General features: G+C 37.0%; 26 protein-coding genes. 15 read left to right on the forward strand and 11 right to left on the reverse strand.

The genetic code is table 11. From position 1 onward, the window contains the following. The first annotated feature begins 6 nt into the window (after positions 1-6). From menA to SOI85_RS05345, 3 genes are read left to right on the forward strand one after another with little or no spacing between them, the layout of a single operon-like run. Positions 7-987, forward strand: coding sequence for a 2-carboxy-1,4-naphthoquinone phytyltransferase (gene menA / locus SOI85_RS05335; RefSeq protein ID WP_320663392.1), 981 nt, complete (start codon positions 7-9; stop codon positions 985-987). Further along, positions 984-1,952, forward strand: coding sequence for an o-succinylbenzoate synthase (locus tag SOI85_RS05340; RefSeq protein ID WP_320663393.1), 969 nt, complete (start codon positions 984-986; stop codon positions 1,950-1,952). The genes menA and SOI85_RS05340 overlap by 4 nt, the downstream gene beginning before the upstream one ends. Continuing rightward, positions 1,949-3,190 carry an AMP-binding protein gene (locus tag SOI85_RS05345; protein WP_320663394.1) on the forward strand — a complete coding sequence of 414 codons (1,242 nt, stop codon included), beginning with the start codon at positions 1,949-1,951 and terminating at the stop codon, positions 3,188-3,190. The genes SOI85_RS05340 and SOI85_RS05345 overlap by 4 nt, the downstream gene beginning before the upstream one ends. On the opposite strand, the gene SOI85_RS05350 is transcribed toward SOI85_RS05345, so the two are convergent. Both SOI85_RS05350 and SOI85_RS05355 read right to left on the reverse strand, forming a co-directional pair. Next, positions 3,187-3,645, reverse strand: a complete 459-nt coding sequence (locus tag SOI85_RS05350) for an acyl-CoA thioesterase (protein WP_320665124.1) — start codon at positions 3,643-3,645, stop codon at positions 3,187-3,189. The genes SOI85_RS05345 and SOI85_RS05350 overlap by 4 nt on opposite strands. 17 nt (positions 3,646-3,662) lie before the next feature. After that, positions 3,663-4,847, reverse strand: a complete 1,185-nt coding sequence (locus tag SOI85_RS05355) for an NAD(P)H-quinone oxidoreductase subunit H (protein ID WP_320663395.1) — start codon at positions 4,845-4,847, stop codon at positions 3,663-3,665. A gap of 45 nt (positions 4,848-4,892) precedes the next feature. Between SOI85_RS05355 and rsmH the strand changes: the two genes are divergently transcribed. Continuing rightward, positions 4,893-5,798: a 16S rRNA (cytosine(1402)-N(4))-methyltransferase RsmH gene (rsmH, locus tag SOI85_RS05360; protein ID WP_320663396.1), complete on the forward strand. Its 906-nt coding sequence runs from the start codon at positions 4,893-4,895 to the stop codon at positions 5,796-5,798. 4 nt (positions 5,799-5,802) lie between these two features. Here the strand turns inward: rsmH and SOI85_RS05365 are convergent, their stop codons facing one another. After that, positions 5,803-6,951, reverse strand: a complete 1,149-nt coding sequence (locus SOI85_RS05365; protein WP_320663397.1) for a cysteine desulfurase family protein — start codon at positions 6,949-6,951, stop codon at positions 5,803-5,805. 83 nt (positions 6,952-7,034) lie between these two features. On the opposite strand from SOI85_RS05365, the gene SOI85_RS05370 reads away from it, so the two are divergent. Next, on the forward strand, positions 7,035-7,760 hold the full coding sequence (locus SOI85_RS05370) for a response regulator transcription factor (RefSeq protein WP_320663398.1): 726 nt from the start codon (positions 7,035-7,037) through the stop codon (positions 7,758-7,760). A gap of 12 nt (positions 7,761-7,772) precedes the next feature. On the opposite strand, the gene bchM is transcribed toward SOI85_RS05370, so the two are convergent. Further along, positions 7,773-8,489: a magnesium protoporphyrin IX methyltransferase gene (gene bchM / locus SOI85_RS05375; RefSeq protein WP_320663399.1), complete on the reverse strand. Its 717-nt coding sequence runs from the start codon at positions 8,487-8,489 to the stop codon at positions 7,773-7,775. 123 nt (positions 8,490-8,612) lie between these two features. Between bchM and purE the strand changes: the two genes are divergently transcribed. Continuing rightward, positions 8,613-9,149, forward strand: a complete 537-nt coding sequence (purE, locus tag SOI85_RS05380; RefSeq protein ID WP_414477776.1) for a 5-(carboxyamino)imidazole ribonucleotide mutase — start codon at positions 8,613-8,615, stop codon at positions 9,147-9,149. Between the two features lie 31 nt (positions 9,150-9,180). Here purE and cysC read toward each other — a convergent pair whose 3' ends face one another. Both cysC and SOI85_RS05390 read right to left on the reverse strand, forming a co-directional pair. Continuing rightward, complete coding sequence (cysC, locus tag SOI85_RS05385; RefSeq protein ID WP_320663400.1) at positions 9,181-9,819, reverse strand: adenylyl-sulfate kinase; 639 nt, start codon at positions 9,817-9,819, stop codon at positions 9,181-9,183. A 67-nt stretch (positions 9,820-9,886) separates the two neighbouring features. Next, on the reverse strand, positions 9,887-10,207 hold the full coding sequence (locus SOI85_RS05390) for a translation initiation factor (RefSeq protein WP_320663401.1): 321 nt from the start codon (positions 10,205-10,207) through the stop codon (positions 9,887-9,889). A gap of 44 nt (positions 10,208-10,251) precedes the next feature. On the opposite strand from SOI85_RS05390, the gene trpB reads away from it, so the two are divergent. Then, a complete protein-coding gene (trpB, locus tag SOI85_RS05395) occupies positions 10,252-11,505 on the forward strand; it encodes a tryptophan synthase subunit beta (protein ID WP_320663402.1) in 1,254 nt (417 codons plus the stop codon). Between the two features lie 24 nt (positions 11,506-11,529). Here the strand turns inward: trpB and SOI85_RS05400 are convergent, their stop codons facing one another. Continuing rightward, on the reverse strand, positions 11,530-11,880 hold the full coding sequence (locus tag SOI85_RS05400; protein ID WP_320663403.1) for a rhodanese-like domain-containing protein: 351 nt from the start codon (positions 11,878-11,880) through the stop codon (positions 11,530-11,532). A 258-nt stretch (positions 11,881-12,138) separates the two neighbouring features. Between SOI85_RS05400 and SOI85_RS05405 the strand changes: the two genes are divergently transcribed. From SOI85_RS05405 to SOI85_RS05435, 7 genes are all read left to right on the forward strand, one after another. Beyond that, the gene (locus SOI85_RS05405) at positions 12,139-13,284 is read left to right on the forward strand and encodes a citrate synthase (protein ID WP_320665126.1); all 1,146 of its coding nucleotides are present in this window, start codon (positions 12,139-12,141) and stop codon (positions 13,282-13,284) included. Positions 13,285-13,309: 25 nt separating this feature from the next. Then, a complete protein-coding gene (gene nuoH / locus SOI85_RS05410; protein ID WP_320663404.1) occupies positions 13,310-14,464 on the forward strand; it encodes an NADH-quinone oxidoreductase subunit NuoH in 1,155 nt (384 codons plus the stop codon). A gap of 109 nt (positions 14,465-14,573) precedes the next feature. Continuing rightward, positions 14,574-15,227, forward strand: coding sequence for an NAD(P)H-quinone oxidoreductase subunit I (ndhI, locus tag SOI85_RS05415; RefSeq protein ID WP_320663405.1), 654 nt, complete (start codon positions 14,574-14,576; stop codon positions 15,225-15,227). Then, entirely contained in the window at positions 15,224-15,826 is a 603-nt protein-coding gene (locus tag SOI85_RS05420) for an NADH-quinone oxidoreductase subunit J (protein WP_320663406.1), read from the forward strand. Before ndhI ends, SOI85_RS05420 begins: the two co-directional genes overlap by 4 nt. A 29-nt stretch (positions 15,827-15,855) precedes the next feature. After that, a complete protein-coding gene (nuoK, locus tag SOI85_RS05425) occupies positions 15,856-16,182 on the forward strand; it encodes an NADH-quinone oxidoreductase subunit NuoK (protein ID WP_320663407.1) in 327 nt (108 codons plus the stop codon). 13 nt (positions 16,183-16,195) lie between these two features. Further along, positions 16,196-17,107, forward strand: a complete 912-nt coding sequence (locus SOI85_RS05430; protein ID WP_320663408.1) for an NAD(+) kinase — start codon at positions 16,196-16,198, stop codon at positions 17,105-17,107. 2 nt (positions 17,108-17,109) lie between these two features. Further along, positions 17,110-17,604 (forward strand): CYTH domain-containing protein, encoded by a 495-nt coding sequence (locus SOI85_RS05435; protein ID WP_320663409.1) that lies wholly within the window; start codon positions 17,110-17,112, stop codon positions 17,602-17,604. A gap of 215 nt (positions 17,605-17,819) precedes the next feature. Here SOI85_RS05435 and SOI85_RS05440 read toward each other — a convergent pair whose 3' ends face one another. Next, a complete protein-coding gene (locus SOI85_RS05440) occupies positions 17,820-18,098 on the reverse strand; it encodes a response regulator transcription factor (RefSeq protein ID WP_320663410.1) in 279 nt (92 codons plus the stop codon). Positions 18,099-18,184: 86 nt separating this feature from the next. On the opposite strand from SOI85_RS05440, the gene SOI85_RS05445 reads away from it, so the two are divergent. Continuing rightward, positions 18,185-19,078, forward strand: a complete 894-nt coding sequence (locus tag SOI85_RS05445) for a methylenetetrahydrofolate reductase (RefSeq protein WP_320663411.1) — start codon at positions 18,185-18,187, stop codon at positions 19,076-19,078. Here SOI85_RS05445 and SOI85_RS05450 read toward each other — a convergent pair. The 3 genes from SOI85_RS05450 to SOI85_RS05460 all read right to left on the reverse strand — a co-directional run bounded on the left by SOI85_RS05450 (position 19,059) and on the right by SOI85_RS05460 (position 22,886). Next, positions 19,059-20,237, reverse strand: a complete 1,179-nt coding sequence (locus SOI85_RS05450) for an NDP-sugar synthase (RefSeq protein ID WP_320663412.1) — start codon at positions 20,235-20,237, stop codon at positions 19,059-19,061. The two genes, SOI85_RS05445 and SOI85_RS05450, sit on opposite strands and share 20 nt — an antisense overlap. Before the next feature lie 55 nt (positions 20,238-20,292). Further along, a complete protein-coding gene (locus SOI85_RS05455) occupies positions 20,293-21,183 on the reverse strand; it encodes a segregation/condensation protein A (RefSeq protein ID WP_320663413.1) in 891 nt (296 codons plus the stop codon). Positions 21,184-21,275: 92 nt separating this feature from the next. Next, entirely contained in the window at positions 21,276-22,886 is a 1,611-nt protein-coding gene (locus tag SOI85_RS05460; protein WP_320665127.1) for an NAD(P)H-quinone oxidoreductase subunit 4, read from the reverse strand. Between the last annotated feature and the right edge of the window lie 98 nt (positions 22,887-22,984).

Consider the following 22,984-nt stretch of genomic DNA (forward strand, 5'->3'; position numbering starts at 1 on the left):
GATTTTATGCGATACACAAAAAAACAAGAATCGGTGAAATTATCAAAAACTGAAAACAAGCGCCTATGGCAAGCTGCTATTAAATGGCCATTGTACTCAGTCGCAATAATGCCAGTATTTCTTGCTGGAAGTTGGGCATATGCTAATGGTCAACCTATTCGCTGGGAACAATTTTTTGGATTTCTCATTGCTGCAATACTTTTATTAATTTGGGAAAATTTAACCAATGATATTTTTGATGCAGATACAGGAGTAGATCAATTTAAACTTCATTCAGTGGTCGCATTAGTTGGACGACGACAACTGATTGCAAGATTAGCCTACTTATCACTGGGATTGGGCTTATTACTTATATTCCTTTTAGGTACAAGAAGTAATCCATATGTATTACCTCTTGTAATGGGTAGTTGTTTCCTCGGGTATGTCTATCAGGGCCCACCCTTTCGACTGGGGTATCAAGGGCTTGGAGAACCCTTGTGCTGGCTTGCATTTGGACCTTTTGCAACATCTGCCGCTTTGTTAGTTATATCTCCAAGTAGTCAATATCAAAATCATATTCCTTGGAGTACAGCAGGCTTAATTGGGAGTGGGCCAGCACTTGCTACAACTTTGGTTTTATTTTGTTCGCATTTTCATCAAACTGTTCAAGATGCCGCACATGGCAAAAAAACCTCTTTAGTTCGTCTCGGAACTCATCGTGCAGCAAACCTTGTACCTTGGCTCATTGTATTAATTTTAGTACTTGAGATTGTACCAATTTTCACGAGAAGTCTTCCCATATCAGCTCTTCTAGGATTAATTGCACTCCCTTCCGGTATGAAACTAATAAATTTACTCAAAAAACATCACAATTTCCCTGAGCTCATTTCAGATAGTAAGTTTCTTGCGCTTAGATTTCAAACATTAAATGGATTTGGACTATGTCTTGGTTTTACATTAGCTCCCTATTTAGAAAGCAATATCGGAAATTTAATAATGAATAAATGAATCTGTCTTTACAAATAAAACCATTTGCTTTTTCTTTAAAAAGGCCCTTACAAACTGCACAAGGTATTCTGGCAAATAAAGAAGGTTGGTTATTAAAGGTTACAAATTCATCAGGGAAGTGTGGATGGGGAGAAGTCTCTCCAATTGATTCTCAAGAAATCAAGCAATGTAAAACAATACTAGATTCAATTAGTAAGTGTGCAGATCGAGATGTTTTAGAAGAGTCAATAACAAAAGGTCCAGGAGCTTTAGGTTTTGGGCTTGGATCAGCCTTGGCCGACCTAGATGAAGCAATGAGATCAGGCCCTGCTCAATGCTGGCTCCCCCCCCCGCAATCAGCAATTCTTCTCAGAAGCGGAAAATCTTTTTTAAAAGACTTAGAGTCTTACCTAGAACACTCTTACAAAAGGAAAGAAGTCTTAACTTTTAAATTAAAAGTTGCTATCAAGCCTAATGATATCGAAAGAACAATGATATCTAAAGTTTTAGAGCGACTACCAATGAATTATCGGCTCAGGTTGGATGCAAATTCAGGATGGGATCGGTGCCAAGCTCTAGAATGGGCAAATTATTTTCTCAATGATGTTCGTCTTGAATGGATAGAACAACCTCTGCATACAGACGATATTAAGGGTTTAATGGATTTGGCTAAGATTATTCCTATTGCTTTAGATGAATCACTGATCAAATATCCGGCATTACGAAAGAATTGGAAAAGCTGGCAAATTAGACATCCAACATTAGAAGGTGATCCAAGGGTATTGCTTAAGAGCTTGCAAGATGGGAAAACTAATATCGCTATAAGTACAGCATTTGAAACAGGGATTGGTCGTCGATGGGTTAATCATCTTGCAGCAATCCAGCAAACAACTCAAACACCTACAGCGCCTGGATTAGCTCCAGGCTGGCTTCCTAGCAGTAATTTATTTAGTCATAATCCAAAAATTGTTTGGGATACAGTATGAAAGAAATCAAATACCTACGATGCGATCCTTACAATGCCACAAAGTGCTCTAAGAAACTCTTTCAAGAGTTAAAACAAGGCCATTGGGTGGAATTACTGAATAAACAAGGAGAGCAAAGACGGCTACCAGTGGAAAAGTTTCCAAAAGGGCCTGGGGTAATTATTTCTAGTGGAGGAAGCACGGGAACCCCGCATAAATGTTTACATCCCTCAGATCATCTCAATAGATCTGCAATCGCAACAGCACACTGGCTTAAATCACAAGGAATAAAACCTGAAGAAAGTATCATATTTAATCCACTGCCTTTGAATCATGTAAGCGGCTTAATGCCATGGTGGAGAAGCCAATTCTGGGAAACAAAGCATGAATGGATTTCACCACTGTTAATGAAATCTCCCCCTTTATTAGAAGAATCTTTTAATTCAAGATTTTCAGACGATCAACATCCAAAGCTATTATCTCTAGTCCCCCTTCAACTAAAACGTTTGCTAGATAAATCTGCAGGAATAAGATGGTTGAAATTATTTGATGTTATTTGGGTTGGGGGATCATCACTTAACGAAGTACTAGCAGAACAAGCGAGAAAAGCCAAGATCAGATTAGCTCCTTGTTATGGAGCAACTGAAACCATGGCGATGGTTACTGCAGTAATACCTACTAGTTTTCTTCAAGGAGAAACAGGAGTGGGGTCTCCACTCGTAGATGTTGAGTTACGTATTGCTAGCAATCAAACTCTAGAAATACGTACGCCAAGAATCGCAAATGCAATTTGGACTAATGGTCAGTTAAAAAACATCAAAAGTAGTGATGGATGGTGGCGTTCAAGTGACGTAGCCAAGGTAATAAACAAAAAAGGGGAAGAAAGATTGATTATTCTTGGGAGGCTTGATAATGCAGTTCATTCTGGATCGGAAACTATTTTCCCAGACAAGATTGAAGAGAGGCTAAGCGACGTAGCTAAAAAAGCTCATATTCCTGTTGAATTAATATTAGTCACTTCAATTGCAGATAAAGAGTGGGAAAAAAGATTAATAGTACTTGTACGATTAAAAGAAGATTCTAATGAAAAAGATTCACTAAGAATATTCAATGAGCTGAAGTCCTTAGTTACATCATGGCAACCAGCCGAGCGACCAAAAGATTGGTATCACTGCAAAGAACTTACAATCGAAATGAATGGGAAATGGAATTTTGATAAATGGATAACATGGGTAAAAAATGAAAAACCAATTCTTTAAACAGAAGTAACACCTGAATTAAGTGATGAAGCTTCTAACCAACGATCAATATTATCTGGTAAAGGACACCGTTTTCTTGAATGCGAGTTAATCGATTTATGCCTAATAATGCCTACTGCTACATCTTTATTAGCTATTTTGAAGATTGTCTCAACTTTAAAAGAACCTGCATCAAGTCTTCTAGGTAGCAGTATTATGTCCAAATGGTCTCCTACAACAATAGGGGATAAAAAGCGTGCATCACAATGAACTATTGGCAAGTAGGTAGTAACAACATCTGTCTCTTGGACTAAATTTGGGAAAATTTCTTTAGGAGACAACCCATAAAGTTCCAGGCTCTCTTCCCAAGATTCATGACACCATTTTAGTAATTGATAAAAATGGATAACACCAGCAGCATCAGTGTCGCCAAAGCGAACAATACGTTTTAGGTTTAACCAAGACTCAGGATTGATAGACAACAAGACTTTCTTTAACGATCAACTGATCCCATAATGACATCAATAGAACCAAGTATTGCCATAATATCTGCAACTTTTGCACCCTTAAGGATATGTGGAAGAATTTGTAAATTATTTAAATCAGCTGCCCGAATTTTAAATCTCCAGGGAGTTACATCATTTTTCCCTTGAATAAATACACCAATTTCTCCTTTACCAGATTCAAGTCGAGTATAAAGTTCACCATTTGGGATTTTGAAAGTTGGTGCAACCTTTTTTGCTACATACTGATAATCAAATCCTGCAAAATCACTTTTTTTTCCATCCTTTAAACGATGAGCTTCTAAGTTCTCAGTTGGTCCTCCTGGAATCATTTCACAAGCTTGGTTTAAAATTTTTAATGATTGTCTCATTTCCTCTATGCGAACTCGATAACGGGCATAGCAATCTCCTTCTTTCTCGCAAGCAACTTGCCAATCAAAATCGTCATAACATTCATAGTGATCAACTTTTCTCAAATCCCATGGAACTCCTGATGCTCTCAGCATTGGCCCAGATAAGCTCCAATTAATAGCCTGTTCCTTTTCAATAGTTCCTAAACCTTCAATCCTTCTACGAAAAATTGGATTATTAGTAATTAATTTCTCATATTCATCAATCTTAGGACCAAACCATTCACAAAAATCCTTACATTTCTCTAGCCAACCCCATGGCAAATCACATGCAACCCCTCCTATACGGAAAAAATTATTATTTATGAGTCTTTGACCTGTAGCAGCCTCCCAAAGGTCATAGATCATTTCCCGCTCACGAAAAATATAAAAGAAAGGTGTTTGAGCTCCTACATCTGCAAGAAATGGCCCTAACCACAAAAGATGATTAGCTATTCTATTAAGTTCGAGCATCAATACTCTTATATAACTAGCCCTTTTGGGGACAGAAATATTAGCCAATCTTTCTGGAGCGTTAACAACTATTGCTTCATAAAACATTCCTGCCGCATAGTCCATCCGACTTACATATGGGACAAACATCACATTTGTTCTATTTTCTGCGATTTTTTCCATCCCACGATGTAAATAACCAATAACAGGTTCACAATCAACAACATCTTCACCATCAAGTGTTACTACTAAACGCAAAACACCATGCATAGAAGGATGATGAGGGCCAAAATTGACCACCATAGGCTCCGTACGTGTTTCCAGCTGCGTCATTTGGCCAAGGAAAACAGGGCAATAATGAGATATTAGTCAGTAGTTATGCAAGACGTATCTTCTCTTCATGCTTTCAACTTTAATCATTTGCCCGTCCTCGCAAATGAAGTTGTTGAATGGATGAATGAAATCCCTAAAGCTATTCGTAAAGAAGGAGTTCTGATTGATGCAACCATTGGTGGTGGTGGACACTCTGCTTTGCTTTTGAAAAGTTTTCCAGAAATAAGAGTTATTGGAATAGATCAAGACCCAATAGCGAGGGCAGCATCCTCCGAACATTTAAAGGAATTTGGAAACAGAGTAGAAATTGTAGATGCAAATTTTGGCCATTATATTCCAAGACAAAAGGTAATGATGGTATTAGCAGATTTAGGAATAAGTAGTCATCAACTGGACACTCCATTGAGAGGATTTAGTTTTCAATCTAATGGTCCAATTGATATGCGAATGAATCCAATAAATGGAGTTAGTGCGGAAAACTTAATTGAACAATTAGATGAAAATAGTCTTGCTGATATTATCTATAATTTTGGTGAAGAAAGGCTTTCAAGAAGGATTGCCCGTAGGATCAAAAAAGATCTAAAAGAAAATGGAGCTTATAAGGGAACAAAAGATTTAGCATATGCAATTGCTGGGTGCTATCCTCCTAAATTACGCAAAAGTCGAATTCATCCTGCAACAAAAACATTCCAAGCCTTACGTATAGCAGTAAACAATGAATTAGAGGCACTTGATACTCTTCTTTTAAAAGGCCCAGACTGGCTTATTTCAGGTGGTTTATTAGGTATAATAAGTTTTCATTCTCTTGAAGATCGTAGAGTAAAAAATGCCTTTAAATCTGATGATCGTCTTGAAAGGTTAACTAAAAAACCAATAACAGCGGCTCCAGAAGAAACGTCAAAAAACCCCAGAAGTAGGAGCGCAAAGCTTCGGGTTAGCAAGAAAAAATGATGAATCAGTTTCTCTGTAAATTTACAACTTTAGAAATAATTTCTATAGCTTTTTTAATATCATGCATTCTTGTTCCCCTACCTAAACTCAATCTTAAGGAGGCCTCAGTTTCTTTAAGATTAAGTCCAAGAGACAATAAAACATGTGAAGGTGCTCCATTACTACATGACGAGCCACTAGTACAATGAATAAACGATTTCAATTCTTTATGTAAGCGATTTCCATTCACGCCATTAAATGAAATATTGAGATTATGTGGAAGTCGTTTTTCCATTGAACCATTAATAATTAAATTAGGTAATCTATTTTTTAATCCACATAGAAGGTGATTGCGCAAAAGTTCTAAACTTTGATTGTTCTGATTAATATTTTTATATGCTATTTCTACGGCTTTGGCAAATCCAACAATAAGAGGAACTGGGAGTGTTCCTGGCCTCAAGCCTTCTTCTTGCCCCCCTCCCCATTGAAGAGGAATAATAGATAAACCATCTTGAATTATTAATCCACCAATCCCTTTTGGCCCGTAAATTTTATGTGCACTTAGACTACAAAAATCAATATCATTTTCTACAAAATCTAAAGGAACATAACCAAAGCCCTGAGCCGCATCAGTATGAAAGGCGATTCCTCTCTGCTTACATAACAAAGAGATTTCATGAATAGGTTGTATTACTCCAATTTCATTATTGGCAAGCATCACACTAACTAGAACAGTATCTTCTTCAAAGGCTTCTTCTAAAAGATCTAATGATATAAGCCCTTCTTGATTAGGTTTTAAAACTGTCAACCTAAACCCTTCTTTTTCTAATTGGCGCATTGGATCCAGTACAGCGCGATGTTCTGTTTCCATAGTTATCAAATGACCAGGAAAACCTTTTTCTATAACTCTTGAACGAGCATGACCAAGCAACGCTAAATTATTGGCTTCTGTCGCTCCGCTAGTAAAAATTAATCGTTCTGGCTTAACGTTTACATATGAAGCAATTTGTTCTCTAGCAAGACCAATAGCAGCAGATCCATGCAACCCCAAACGATTTTGACGATTGGACGGATTTCCCCAAAATTCATCCCAATAGGGCCTCATAGCCTCTATTACCTCTAAATCGCAAGGGGTACTCGATTGATAATCAAAAGGTAAAGGACAATTTGTCATAGATGAACTAGAAAGAGTTGTTCAGAGTTGAATATCCTTAGAGAAATCACTTTTTGATTCTCAAAAATTATCATTGCTTTGTTATGCCTGAAATTACTCCTCCAAATATAGAAGTTACTCAACAGCCAAGAGTTTTATTGGTTGACGACGAACCTGGAATTAGGACTGCCGTTCAAGCTTATTTAACAGATGAAGGATTCGATGTTACGACTGCAATAGATGGCGAAGATGGTTGGGAAAAAGCCCAAAAAATCAGTCCAGACGTCATAATTAGTGATGTAATGATGCCTAGATGTGATGGATATGGCCTCCTAAAGCTAATCAGAGAAGATGAAAGACTAGGGGGAACACCAGTAATATTTCTTACTGCAAAAGGAATGACTATTGATAGAACACAAGGATATCAAGCAGGTGTAGATGATTACATACCCAAACCCTTTGACCCTGATGAATTAGTAGCTCGAGTGCGCAATGTTGTTAAAAGGCAAGAAAGACTATTAACAGAAGCTGCAAGATTTGCTGACACAGATGTAGGACAAATGGCAAGGCAAATAACTGAAATCCGTTCAATGCTTACTCAAGCTGAAAACCCATCAAAGAAAAATGATCTAATACCAAATTTCACACCAAGAGAGGCAAGTGTCCTTCAACTAGTAGCAGAAGGTCTTATGAATAAAGAAATTGCTAGGCAATTAGAGACATCAATTCGTAATGTTGAAAAATATGTAAGTCGTCTTTTTATTAAAACCGGTACTTCAAGTAGAACGGAATTAGTTCGTTATGCACTTGAAAATCATTTAGTCACATAAAAGTTTTATTATTTAGATAACTTTCCTAAATTCTATTAATTTAGAAAAATAAAATGGAGCCTGATTAAGCTTACTTCTAACAACCTCAAATCCACATTCTCTAGCAGCTGCAATAATTCCATTTTCTCTAAGCGTATATGCTCTAGTAGTTTTACTTGGACCAGGAAATAGTTGGCCTATTCGTTTCAATAAAGCAAGAAAAGGTGTATAAGGCGCAAAGCTAACTATTAGCCTCTCTTCTGTAAGGCTACATAGGTGTTGAACCATTTCCTGAGCTGCCTGTTGTGGATAATGTATAAAAACATCTAAACAAATTACAGTGTGAAAAGACCCTTTCAAATTCTCTAAATCAGAAACATTAAAAGAAAATTTTCTTAAATCAAGTTTAGCTGCTTTAACTCGAGTTTTAGTTTCATTAACCATTGATTCAGAAATATCACTAGCTGAAATGGACCTAACACCTAATGCTGCCAAAGGTAAAGATAAGCTTCCTACTCCGCAACCTGCATCACAAAAACTCATTTTCGCTAAATCTCCTGACTCTTGAATCCAGTTCAATACATCATCTACAGTCTTCTGATGACCAATACGAATATTACGCTGAACATTATTAACTTCTTTGGTTTCACTATAAATTCGATTCCACCTCTCAAATCCCATGCCATTGAAATAGTCTGTCACTTCCTTCTTTTCAGCTTTCTTTTGGTCTTGGATCTGATTAATGGCCATGTAAGAAATAATTTAATCCGTCTGGATCTTAAACAGCTATATCACCAATAGGAGATTCTTAGAGAAAATAATGCATAAACTAAGCAAGCTAGTCATTATTAATATGTAAGCAATGTTAGAAAAGTGACTTTAAGAGACGTTGGGAAAAATCCATTAGTAGGGATTGTGATGGGGAGCGACTCTGACTTACCAACTTTACTTCCTGCTATTAAAGTTTTAGAAAGTTTCAACATCCCATCAGAACTAAGAATACTTTCTGCTCACAGGACTCCCGACAGGATGGTGAAATTCGCTGAAGAAGCAAATTCAAAAGGCTTAAAAGTAATAATTGCGGGTGCTGGAGGAGCGGCGCACCTTCCTGGCATGATCGCTGCAATTACTCCTCTACCGGTAATTGGAGTACCTGTTTTGAGTAAAGCCCTATCAGGAATTGACTCTATGTATTCAATTCTTCAAATGCCTGCAGGTATTCCAGTCGCTACAGTTGCTATTGGTAATGGGCTAAATGCTGGGCTATTAGCCATACAAATCCTTGGCATCTCAGATTTAAATCTTCAAAAGAAACTAATTGAATATAGAAAAAATATGCATAACGAAGTAGTATCCAAAGATGAACTATTAGGAAAGCTAGGTGCTACAAAATATTTGTCTAAGTCTTAACTATTAAGTCAATATTTATTGAAAAAATAAATTAGTTTTTTTGATCTTTAATAATGTCCATATCTATTAATTTATTTATGACAAGCTGAACAGAGTCTTGTAATGTTTCTGACCCTGTATTTACAATTAGTTCTGGAAATTCAGGCTCTTCATATGGACTGGAAATGCCTGTAAAATCTTTTATTTCTCCTTTTCTTGCTTTAGCATAAAGCCCTTTAGTATCACGTTTTTCACAAACTTTTAAATCAGCAGCACAATAAATTTCTATGAAATCTCCTTTCCCTACAAGATCTCTGGCTTTTTCTCTGTCAGCACGAAAAGGAGAAACAAAAGCTGTTAAAACAACTATCCCTGCATCTAAAAACAGTTTGGAGACCTCACCAATACGCCTAATATTTTCTTCTCGATCAAAATCAGAGAAACCTAAGTCTTTACATAAGCCATGTCGAATATTATCTCCATCTAAAACATATGTAGATATACCCGAGTTAAATAGGGCAATATTAACCGCATTAGCTAAGGTGCTTTTCCCTGAGCCAGATAATCCTGTGAACCAAATAATGACACTCTTATGACCTCGTTCAATAGATCTAGATTCTCTATTAACAGAAGCTTGGTGCCAAACAATATTATCAGATTTTGGAAGACCCTCTTCTTTTAAAATATTCATCATTAAATACAAAAACTATGACTTTGAATAGTATTGTCCCTCTTCACGGACACAAACTAAACAATTCTCAACCAGCTCGTTTCACTCTATAACCTTGATCGTTTAAAAAAGTTATGGCTTTCTCAGCATGATCGCCTTGAAGTTCTAGACAATTTTCTTTCACTGTACCTCCAGTGCCACAAATAGATTTTAACTTTTTAAGCAAAGATTTGAGTTCCTTTTTTCCAATAAATAAATCGCTAATTAAAGTAACTGTTTTTCCTGCTTTCCCAGACCTGGTGGTTGAGACACGAATCTGGAACTCTGCTTTATTGTGAATATTTGAGAATGAACTATTTTCTTTTTGTATTAAAGGGGCATCAAATTCACGCCAACTTCCCTTAGCCATTTAATTTAGTTCTTAATCTGTTTACTATCTTCCGTTAAATAAACTTGACTAGCACTATTCCGTCACAACCAAAAGATGAAGATCTTGCAATAAGCTCGCGCCCGTCAAAACTAGGTCGATTTGGAAAATATGGAGGCCAATATGTACCAGAGACACTTATGCCAGCACTTGCGGAACTAGAGAAAGCAGCTGATATTGCCTGGAAAGATTCTCATTTCCAAAAAGAGCTGAATCATTTATTGAGAACTTATGTAGGAAGAGCTACTCCACTTTATGAAGCAACAAGATTAACAAAACATTATGGCAACGCTGAGGGAGGGCCAAGAATATGGCTTAAAAGAGAAGATTTAAATCACACGGGAGCACATAAAATTAACAATGCTCTTGGACAAGCTCTTTTAGCCCTGCGTATGGGAAAGAAAAGAATAATTGCGGAAACAGGAGCTGGCCAGCATGGCGTAGCGACTGCAACTGTGTGCGCTCGTTTTGGCCTCGAATGTGTGATTTACATGGGGGAAGAAGATATGAGGAGACAATCTTTAAACGTATTTCGAATGAGGTTACTAGGGGCCAGAGTTCATCCTGTATCCAGTGGAACTGCAACCCTCAAAGATGCAACCAGTGAAGCGATTCGCGATTGGGTAACAAATGTTGATACCACTCACTACATTTTAGGTTCTGTTGCAGGGCCTCATCCTTACCCGAAGCTAGTGAGAGACTTTCATGCAGTAATTGGAAATGAAACAAAAGAACAATGCCAACAAGAATTTGGCCGACTCCCTGATGTATTAATTGCCTGCGTAGGAGGTGGGTCTAATGCTATGGGCTTGTTTCATCCGTTTATAGAAGAAAAATCAATAAGAATGATTGGAGTTGAAGCAGCGGGAGATGGAGTTGAGACAGGGCGACATGCGGCAACAATCACTGAAGGTCGAATAGGAGTACTTCATGGTGCAATGAGCCTGTTACTACAAAATCAAGATGGCCAAGTACAAGAGGCTCATTCAATTAGTGCAGGGCTTGATTACCCAGGAGTGGGACCTGAACATAGTTATCTCCGTGACATAGGTCGTGCTGAGTATGTAGCAGTAACTGACCAAGAAGCTTTAGCGGCTCTCAAGTTAGTAAGTCAACTGGAAGGAATTATCCCAGCGCTAGAGACAGCACATGCATTTGCGTGGCTAGAGATTCTTTGCCCAACTCTTAAATCAGGCACAGAGATAATTGTTAATTGCTCTGGAAGAGGTGATAAAGATGTTAATACCGTTGCCGAAAAAATAGGTTCAAACTTACAATAATAAGTTTGATATTTTTAGTCATACTTAATATCTAGGGACAGAATTATCAATTTCTAGACTCCAGGCATCAATTCCACCATCAAGATTCCAAACTTCTTGAATTAATCCATTTTGCAAAATCCAATTTCCAAATTGCATACTCCTAAAACCTGAATGACATATTACAACTACGGGCCTATCTATAGGAATAATATTAGATAAATTATCTTTCCAAATAGTAATTTGGCTCAATGGCAAATGACAAACTTTAAAGGTAAAAGGCGCAATTTTTAATTCTTCTTCTTCTCGAACATCAATTAAGAAAGGCATTAAAGAATTATTTGCAAGAGACTCATCGAGCTCTTTGGGAGACATCTGTTGAGGGATTAAGGACATTAAAAATAAATTATGAATCGGATCAAGAGTCCAATTTCAGAAGAAAAAGCGATTTATATAGAAATTTATAGCAAATTATCCTAGAGGTCAGAAAATATTTACTTTAAACAATTGAAAAAAAGAAATTAGAGCAATTGAACTTAATGCTCTTGCTAAAATAGAGTTTAATTATAGATAATTTTAAGTGGATACCGAAGTATCTTTTATAAAGCAGTGAAAGAGGTAACAACCATAGAAAAAATCCAAGAAAAAAATGGGATACCCTTAAGACCAGGCCTAGAAGGAGTTCCAGTAACCCAATCATCAATATGTGATATTGATGGAAATCAAGGCAGTTTGAAATATAGAGGTTACCCAATCACCGAATTAGCTTCCAATAGTAGTTTTTTAGAGACAACCTTCCTGCTGATTTGGGGAGAATTACCTAGCAAGCAAGAGTTAAGTGACTTTGAACGAGAAGTTCAAATGCATAGAAGACTAAGTTTCAGGGTTCGAGACATGTTGAAGTGCTTTCCTGAGTCTGGACATCCAATGGATGCTCTCCAATCTAGTGCAGCTGCTCTTGGGCTTTTCTATTCTCGTAGAGCTATTGATGACCCCAAATATATCTATAACGCTGTAATAAGACTTGTCGCAAAAATACCAACTATGGTTGCAGCTTTTCAATTGATTCGAAAAGGTCAAGACCCAATTCAACCGAGAGATGATCTCCCATATTCTTCGAATTTCTTATATATGCTTACTGAACAAGAGCCAGATCCTCTTTCAGCGAAAGTATTTGATAGATGTCTCATTTTGCATGCAGAACATAGTCTCAATGCAAGCACATTTAGCGCCCGTGTCACAGCAAGTACCTTGACAGATCCATATGCAGTAGTTGCCTCAGCTGTAGGGACACTCGCAGGTCCGCTCCATGGAGGTGCTAACGAAGATGTAATAGCAATGCTTGAAGAAATTGGAACACCTCATAAAGCTGGTGAATACTTGGACAATGCAATCAAAAACAAGCAAAAAATCATGGGTTTTGGTCATCGCGAATACAGAGTCAAAGACCCAAGAGCTTCAATTTTGCAAAATTTTGGGGAAGAATTATTTGCCAGGTTTGGTAAAGATGAGATGTATGAGGTTGCGAAATCGCTTGAAGAAGAAGCTATAGACCGGTTAGGCCCAAAAGGTATATACCCAAATGTTGACTTTTACTCAGGTCTTATTTACAGAAAACTTGGAATACCTCGTGATCTATTTACTCCGGTTTTTGCCATATCAAGAGTCGCAGGATGGCTAGCACATTGGCGCGAACAACTAGGTGCTAATAGAATTTTTCGACCTTCGCAAATATATACCGGTATGAAAACCAGAACATGGACTGCCTTAGAAGAAAGACCAAACAACAAAGATGAGTAAATTGAAGATTAATAAGTAATTTGCAATGGTCACTAGTTTAAAAACATCTTTAGTGGCTTCAGTTAATTCTGGAATCGATATTGAATTGAGCTTCAATGAAGCATTGAAATCTTTTGGAATTTCACCAGAAATTGCTCATATTCTTTGGATACCATTCCCGATGGGTTTAGTGCTTATAGGAGCTGTAATAGGAGTACTGGTAACTGTATGGCTAGAAAGAAAAATTTCCGCAGCGGCTCAGCAACGTATTGGCCCTGAGTATGCAGGCGCATTAGGAATTCTTCAACCCATGGCTGATGGATTGAAACTGCTTGTCAAAGAAGACATTATTCCAGCTAGAGCAGACAGCATCCTTTTCACTCTTGGACCGGTACTGGTATTAGTTCCTGTCATACTCTCTTGGCTCATAGTTCCCTTTGGGCAAAATTTAGTAATTAGCAATGTAGGTATTGGAATCTTTCTTTGGATTGCATTAAGCAGTATTCAACCAATTGGTCTTCTAATGAGCGGATATGCCTCCAATAATAAATATTCACTTCTAGGAGGACTTAGAGCCGCAGCGCAATCAATCAGCTATGAAATACCTCTTGCATTGGCAGTTTTAGCAATAGTTATGATGAGTAATTCTCTCAGTACGGTAGATATTGTTGAACAACAAAATGGACTTGGCTTTTTAAGCTGGAATGTATGGAGACAGCCAGTTGGGTTTGTCATTTTTTGGATTTGTGCTTTAGCTGAATGCGAAAGATTGCCATTTGACCTTCCAGAAGCAGAAGAAGAACTTGTGGCTGGATATCAAACAGAATACGCAGGAATGAAATTTGCTCTTTTTTACTTAGGAAGCTATATAAATCTTGTCCTATCTGCGTTGTTGGTTTCTGTACTGTATCTAGGAGGATGGGGATTTCCTATCCCAATTGAGTGGATAACAAATTTAAGTGGTCAACCAATAGATTCTCCACTTATTCAAATATTCGCTGGTTCATTGGGAATAGTAATGACAGTTCTGAAAGCATACTTACTGGTTTTTTTAGCCATATTACTTAGATGGACTACTCCCAGAGTAAGAATTGATCAATTACTAGATCTTGGCTGGAAATTTCTTCTTCCAATTTCTTTAGTAAATTTATTAGTTACTGCATCACTGAAACTGGCTTTCCCTATGGCTTTTGGTGGCTAAAAGCTATAATTGAAGACTTTTCATTAAGTAGTTTTACTCACACTATCTTGAAAAAAACTCTAAGTTGATTAGGCTTAATTCAAGCTCTTCGGCAATTGCAATTGATCGAATGCTCAATTTTTTTAAAAAAGTTTCTTTATATGCAAAGGATGCGGTAGGTGCTGCAAATTATTTAGCCCAAGGTTTAGCTGTAACTTTTGATCACATGAGAAGACGGCCTGTAACCGTCCAATACCCTTACGAAAAGCTTATTCCTTCAGAAAGATATAGAGGCAGGATTCACTATGAGTTCGACAAATGTATTGCATGTGAAGTTTGCGTAAGAGTATGTCCAATAAACCTTCCAGTAGTGGATTGGGTAATGAATAAAGAAACTAAGAAAAAGGAGCTACGTAATTATTCTATTGACTTTGGTGCATGTATTTTCTGTGGAAACTGTGTTGAATATTGTCCAACTAATTGTCTTTCAATGACAGAAGAATATGAAATGGCTGCTTTTGATCGCCATAGCTTAAATTATGACAATGTTGCATTGGGACGCCTTCCAACAAGTGTTACTACTGATCCTTCTGTAAAACCATTAAGAGAACTCACGTATCTACCAAAAGGCTCAATGGATCCTCACGAAATAAAAAATGAAGACAATAGAGTAGGTCAATTACCTTCTGAAGTTTTGGAATGGATGCAAATTAATAATACAGACGAGAATGTTGCAAATTCTGTAAATAGCTCACCTATAAATATCAAGAAATCAGTCGAATGAATATAGCTAATTCAACAGAGTTAATTTGTTTTTTAATTCTTGGTTTAATTATAATATCTGGTGCAATTGGTGTTGTTTTTTTAACCAATATTGTATATTCAGCATTTTTACTAGGAGGAGTATTTATGGCTGTAGCAGGTTTATACCTTTTATTAAATGCTAGTTTTGTTGCTGCAGCACAAATACTTGTGTATGTGGGTGCAGTTAATGTATTAATCCTTTTTGCCATAATGCTTGTCAACAAAAAAGAGGATCTTAAACCGATTAAAGGATTACAAGTTAGAAAAATCCTTTCAGGTATAGTATGCTCTGGACTACTAACATTATTAATTAGAGTAGATCTAATTACTAATTGGAATACACCTGGGCCAAAAGCAATTGGAGAACTTGCAACAGAAAGAATTGGAGAACATTTATTTACTGACTATCTTTTACCATTTGAATTAGCATCAGTCCTATTGTTAATGGCTATGATTGGTGCAATAGTATTAGCAAGAAGAGATGTATTAATTAGTGATATTGGTACAGGTGAAAATGTAGATCAAAGTCTGATCGAAAAAGTAAAAATACCTCTTTTAGTTGAAAAATCAACCAAATGAAAAACTAAGCATTTTCTAATTAACTAATTATGGAAAATTCATCTGGATTAATACCGTTACAAGCTTATTTAACACTTGCATCAATATTATTTTGTATAGGAGTGTGGGGATTAATTAACAGTAGAAATGCTGTAAGAGTCTTGATGAGTATTGAACTAATGCTGAACTCAGTAAATATCAATCTTATGGCATTTTCATCTTATATAGATGGAGATCTTATTAAAGGCCAAGTTTTCACTGTATTTGTAATTACAGTTGCGGCTGCAGAAGCTGCTGTTGGATTAGCAATTTTATTATCTTTATATAGAAATAGAGTAACAGTTGATATGGAAAGTTTTAACTTACTCAAGTGGTGATTTTTCTAAAAAGATGTTATTAAAAAATGTTTGGATAATATATCGTTCGAACAGTGAAGTAGCCGAGAAAGAAGCTTTAAGATGTTTTAAAAAGCTTGATTCTTTAGGAGTTAATGTTCTTCATCGCATTCTTGGCAATCAAACTTCTTCTATTAAGGATTTATTAAATTCCACCAAGGTTTTGCCTAACTTAGTAATAATTCTTGGTGGTGATGGAACAGTTCTTAGAGCTGCCAGACAACTTGCAATAAAAAATATACCAATTATTAGTTTCAATGTAGGAGGTAATTTGGGTTTTCTAACTCATGAAAAATCCTTACTTAATCATAAAGAGACCTGGCAAAAGATCTTAGATGGTCGCTTTAAATTACAAAAAAGAATGATGCTACATGCAAATCTAGAATTGAACTATAAATCAGTTAATAACTTACAAAAATGTTCTTATTGGGCTTTAAATGATTTTTATCTTAGGTCATATAAAGATGAATTTTCACCGACATGCAGAATAGGTCTAGAAATAGATGGGGAAATAGTAGATGAATACAAAGGTGACGGATTAATTATCTCTACTCCTACAGGTTCGACAGCATATACTCTCGCTACAGGGGGACCAATTGTTAATCCTGAAATAGATGCAATTGTCGTTAGTGCAATATGCCCAATGAGCCTATCTAGTCGTCCTATTGTAATACCTGCTTCATCAAAAATAATTATAAAGACTCTAGGAGACGCAAATGAAAAAGTAAAAATGTGGAAAGATGGAGAAACTGGAGCTATTACAAGACCTGGAGATAAATGTACAATTGAAAAAAGCAAACATAATGTAAGTATGATCGTTTTAGAAGGAAGTCCTACCTATTACAGAACTCTTTCTCAAAAGTTGCATTGGGCTGGCAGTCTAGTAAATAATTTAAAGAATAATTAGTAATGAATATTGAAATCGAAAGGCGTTTTATTGTTAGAAGTGAAGAGTGGAAGAAATTTATAAATTCTTCTCAAGAATTCAAACAAGGTTATTTAGTAAGTAAAAAGGATTCTTGGACAATACGAATACGAATTATTGACGAAAAAGAAGCATTAATAACACTTAAATATCCAAAAGAGAGAATTAGCAGATATGAGTTTGAATATGAAGTTCCAATAGAAGATGGCTATTCAATCTGGAATCTGGCAGAATTTAAAATATCAAAAACTAGATATCAATTGAGACTAAATGATCACACTTGGATAGTAGATAGCTTTAAAGAACAAAACTCACCCTTAGTGCTAGCAGAAATTGAACTAAATACTATTGAAGAAAAGATAGATATTCCGCAATGGTGCTCTTCAGAAATCTCCGATGCCAAGGAATTTAGTAATGCCTCACTTGCAAAATCGCCAATATCTTCATGGCCTATAGAAAAAAGACGCTCAATCCTTTAGATTCTCTTTATAATTACCTGTCTTGTTTGTGGCTATCAAGCGCATCAGGATTTATGAGGTCTAGTCATTGTATGGCCTTTATGATATTGACGGTGTTCTCCGTTTTCTTTGCTCAGACAGAGAGGCCTGTATTGCCTATGCAGAATTATTTAACTTACCTTCAGTTGAATATTCATTGATGTGCTTATCTGAATCCAAGCCTGCAACCATAAGAACTAAACGTTATCGCCAGAGGAGTCAGGCAAAGAGCAACAATTAAAACCATCTCTGCAGATCTTCCCATGATCCATAGCCCAATTAAGAAGAGCTACTCTATTTTTTGAGCCCGTCTTAGTGAACATATTGCTGACATGATTATCTACAGTCCTTTTACTAATCGTGAGTTTTTCAGCAATTTCCTGATTTGTCAGTCCATCTGCGACAAGCTCAATGATCTCCATCTCTCTAGCAGAGAGACCCATATGAGCCGGATTGGAGATTTCTCCTGTAAACATGTACTCCTCTTTCAACTCTTTTGATTCATATTAAGCAAAGTCGAGCATTTAATCACTGATAGTAATTTTCTAATGCAACAAGAAAGATGAAATCACCTCTACAAAAACGCCTTGAATCAGGGAAAACCACTATCACAGCTGAGATCATGCCTCCTAGGGGTACTGATGTTTCAACTGCAATAGAACATGGTAAAAAACTTAAAGAATATGTTCATGCAATAAACGTTACCGATTGCAGTAGGGCAATTGTAAGAATGAGTAGCCTGGCATTATGCAAATTGCTTAAAGATGAAGGAATCGAACCAATTTTGCAAATGTCATGCAGAGATAGAAATCGTATTGGGTTACAGGCAGATTTACTCGGCGCGAATGCACTTGGCATTCAAAACCTACTCTGTCTTACAGGAGATCCAGTAAGGATTGGTGATCAACCTGATGCAAAGCCAGTAAATGAATATGATTCAGTGAGGTTGCTAGAGCAAGTAGCTTCTCTTAACAACGGAATTGACCCAGTCCTAAAAGAATTACCCGACGGTTCGACAAATTTATTTGCAGGCGCTGCTGCAGATCCCAACTGCAAAGGGTTTGATGGACTAAGAAGAAGAATAGAACGAAAGAAAAATGCTGGGGCTTGCTTTTTTCAAACACAAATGGTTATGAACCCAAAGGTTCTTGAACGTTTTTGCAAAGAGATCGCTGAACCCTTAGAAATCAAAGTTTTAGCAGGTGTTTTCTTATTAAAATCAGCAAAAAATGCTGATTTCATTAATCGAGTAGTCCCAGGAGCTTCTATACCTGAATCTATAATTTCAAGACTAGACAAAGCTTCTGATCCATTTATTGAAGGGAAAAAAATAGCCGCAGAGCAAATAAACGATTTTCTTAGTTTGACCCAAGGAGTTCACATAATGGCAGTAAAAGCAGAAAGCTCAATTCCAGAAATTCTTAATCGAGCAAATATCAATTTGAAGCAGACATAAGATCTGTACCTAACAACTCTGCCATAGCCTTTTGTTGGGGTGAAGGTTCTCCTAAGTCTTGCCTTCTCGCATCAGTAATTAACCAATCAAGCGCTGCTTCCTGAAGATCAAAATGATCGCCATTTTTATCAACACAATATCTTCCAAAAACCAACTTCTCTACAAGTTGCACTCCTGCACCGATTCTTGAGTAATCAAAAATAATTGAGTTATCTATCGTTGCGCCTTCACAAATATGACAACTTGGACCAATCATAGAAGGTCCAATAATAGTTGCTCCATCTTCAATACGAGTCATCCCTCCTACATAAACTGGTCCTTCTACCTTTATCTTGTCCCAATTAGCCGCAACATTTAAGCCGGTATAAACTCCTGGAATAGCCTCTTTCCCAGGGATATCAACCTGCCTAACTCGTCCACAAAGAACACTGCGAATTGCTTGCCAATAATCAGGTACTTTCCCAATATCTACCCACTCAAAATCCATGGGCAATGCATAAAAAGGGGCTCCTAAACTTACTAGCTTGGGGAATAAATCTGCTCCAATATCAAATGCTTTAGAAGAAGGAATATGATTAAAAATCTCCGGTTCAAACAAATATATTCCTGTATTAATCATATTTCCAAGAGCTTTATCGATTGAGGGCTTTTCCTGAAAAGCTTTCACTCGATCATCCTCATCAGTGACAACAACTCCATAACTGCTGACTTGCTCTTTTGGAACTCTCTTAGTAATTAAGCTTGCCAAGGCACCCTTTTCTTTATGTCTTTTAACGGCTTCTGAAAGATCAAGATCAATCAAAGCATCACCACAAAGTACAACAAAAGTATCATCAAAAAATTCTTGAAAATCTTGAATCTTTTTTAAGCCTCCTGCTGAGCCAAGAGCATCACCAATGAGCTCACCATCCTCTATTCGGCCTTCAAAGCTATATGCAATCTCAACACCAAACCTTTGTCCATCTCGAAAATAATTTTCTATCTCTTCTGCTAAATGAGAAACATTCACCATAACTTCTTTAAAACCATGCTCTTTTAGCAGTTCCAAAAGAAACTCCATCACAGGTTTCTGAAGGATCGGGATCATCGGTTTAGGAATCACATGAGTGATTGGCTGAACTCGAGTTCCCTTTCCTGCCGCCAGGATCATCGCCTTCATTGGCGTTGTAGGCCTCAGTTAGTTAGGTGAAACTATAATGACACTTCACAGGTCTCTAAGCTGCAGCTGCCGGAGAAGTTTCTGTCACTTCTAAATTATTTAATGGAAGTTGAGCTACCGTCCCTGGTGAGAGTATTCTCTTTAATTTCAATTCAGCAAAAAGAGATCCTTCCTGCTGAAGTTGAATTTTGCCTTGGGAACTCAAAAAAAGTAAAGCCCAAAATACACCGACTCGATCAGTATCTAAATCTCCCGAAGCATGAGTTTTCCATCGATTAACTAATAAATCAAAATCAACCCAATGCAAAGCATCTTCCCAAGTGTTCAAATAAATCGCCAGTGCTGCTGTTGTCTCAGGTAAATTTTCTTTATGAGCAAGAGAGCTAACTTGAGCAATAATTTCTCTTTCACTGAATCTCTTCTGACGCCTTTGCCTTCGATTATTTAATTCATCTGATTCAATTGATTCTGCGATTGATTCAAGTTGCTCAATCAACTCTCCTAACGTTACTGGCCTTCTTAAAGGTGGGAGAGCAGCAGGTCTTCTTAATAAATGTTTCTCTGGCCTTTTTGGTAATTCGAAACTTGGATCTAACCAACCCTGCTGAGCATCATCATCACAGCCAAATTCCTCAAAAGATTCAATAGGGAATGTTTCAGCTTCTAGAACTTCTGCCTTTAAAGAAACTAAAACAGATGCAGCTAAAAAAGCTTCACTACTTTCTGCTAAATCAACTTCAAAACTTCCTCCCCCCATACCCAATTGAGAAGAAACTTTCCTAGGAATTTCTATGCGCTGTCTTAATTGATCTAAAAAACCATCTACGACAGGAATGACATCAACATCCCAAGGATCTATATCTCCTCTTTCAGCAGCATCTCTTAAAAGACGTATGGCAAATCTTGCTCCTGAATCAAGTTCTGGTTTGGCACCACTTACATACAAAGCAATTAAGAAGCTAGGTAAAATTTATCGAGAGAAAGGAGTTAAAGCCACCGAATAATTAGAGTTTAATAATTTAAAAGTAATTTCAAATTCTATTGAACTCTTTTAATCTTGAATTCTGGAGCAGTTATTAATGCTGGATGTGGTTGAGTCTGAATTCTAGGAATCGATGTTGAAGTTTTAACACGCTCTATTGCTCCTAAGTCTCGTTCAACTAAACCATCAATAGAGGCAATATAAGAGTCCGTCATAATTCTTGGATACAAACCTATTCCAATAATGGGAACCAACAAAGAACTAATTATGTAAATCTCTCGAGGCTCAGCATCAACAAGCTTGTTATTAGTTATCAATTCAGAGTTTTCCTTCCCGAAGAAAATTTCCCTAAGCATTGATAACAAGTAAATAGGGGTAAGTATGACTCCAATAGCAGCAAATCCAGCCATAACGACTCTAAATGGCAAGGTATATACCTCGTCAGTAACAAAACCAGCAAAAACCATTAATTCCGAAACGAATCCACTCATTCCAGGCAAAGCCAATGATGCCAATGAGCAAACAGTCCAAAGAGCAAACATTATTTTCATTTTTTGACCAACTCCACCCATTTCGTTCAATTGAAGAGTTCGGGTTCGGTCATATGTAGCTCCAACCAAAAAGAAAAGACTTGCTCCAATTAATCCATGACTAATCATCTGAAGCATTGCGCCGCTAGTTCCCAAAGAACTAAAACTCCCAATACCTATTAAGACAAATCCCATATGACTTATAGAACTGTACGCAATTTTTCTTTTTAGATTTCTCTGAGCAAAAGAAGTCAAAGCAGCGTAAATAATGTTGACTACCCCTAGAACAATTAATAAGGGTGCAAATTGCGCATGAGCCTCTGGCAACAACTGAGCATTAAATCTCAATAGTGCATATCCTCCCATTTTCAACAAAATACCAGCTAAAAGCATATGAACTGGAGCTGTTGCTTCACCATGTGCATCAGGTAACCAAGTATGAAGCGGAACAATGGGAAGCTTCACACCAAAAGCAATCAATAAACCCCCGTAGCAAAGCAACTGAAACCCAGTATCAAAACCTTGTTGAGCAAGATGGGTATATTCAAAATTCGGAGTACCGCCTCCGAAGAAACCCATTCCTAGTGCTGCAAGTAAAATAAATAACGAACTACCAGCTGTATAAATAATGAATTTTGTAGCCGCATATTGACGTTTCTTTCCTCCCCAAATAGCTAAAAGCAAATAAACAGGCAACAATTCAAGTTCCCATGCCAAGAAAAAAAGCAACATATCTTGAACAGCAAAAACTGCTATTTGACCCCCATCCATAGCAAGGATCAAAAAGAAGAATAATTTTGGTTTAAAAGTTACTGGCCATGCTGCCAATACAGCTAAAGCAGTAATAAAGCTGCTTAGCAAAATTAAAGGCATCGAAAGGCCATCAGCTCCTACTGCCCATGTCAATCCAAGATCAGGTAACCAACTAACTCTTTCTGCAAGCTGTAAACCGTCTTGCTTTATGTCATAACCTTTTATATAGGCAGTTACCGTAATCAAAAAAGTAATCAGAGAGATAGCCAATGCAAACCATCTCACTTTTTTCCCATCACCCTCATCAGGAAAAAATGGAACAATAAATGCTCCTACTATTGGGAAAAGAATCGAAAAGCTAAGCCAAGGGAAATCACTCGTCATCAGACCAGGGTCTAAGACAGAATTGGTTAAAAAAATTGCACTAGAAGTAAACTGGGGCACTTATTAGAGTTGGTTCCACTAGTTGGAGTGTAGAAATC

The organism is Prochlorococcus sp. MIT 1223, assembly GCF_034092465.1.
GTDB lineage: Bacteria > Cyanobacteriota > Cyanobacteriia > PCC-6307 > Cyanobiaceae > AG-402-N21.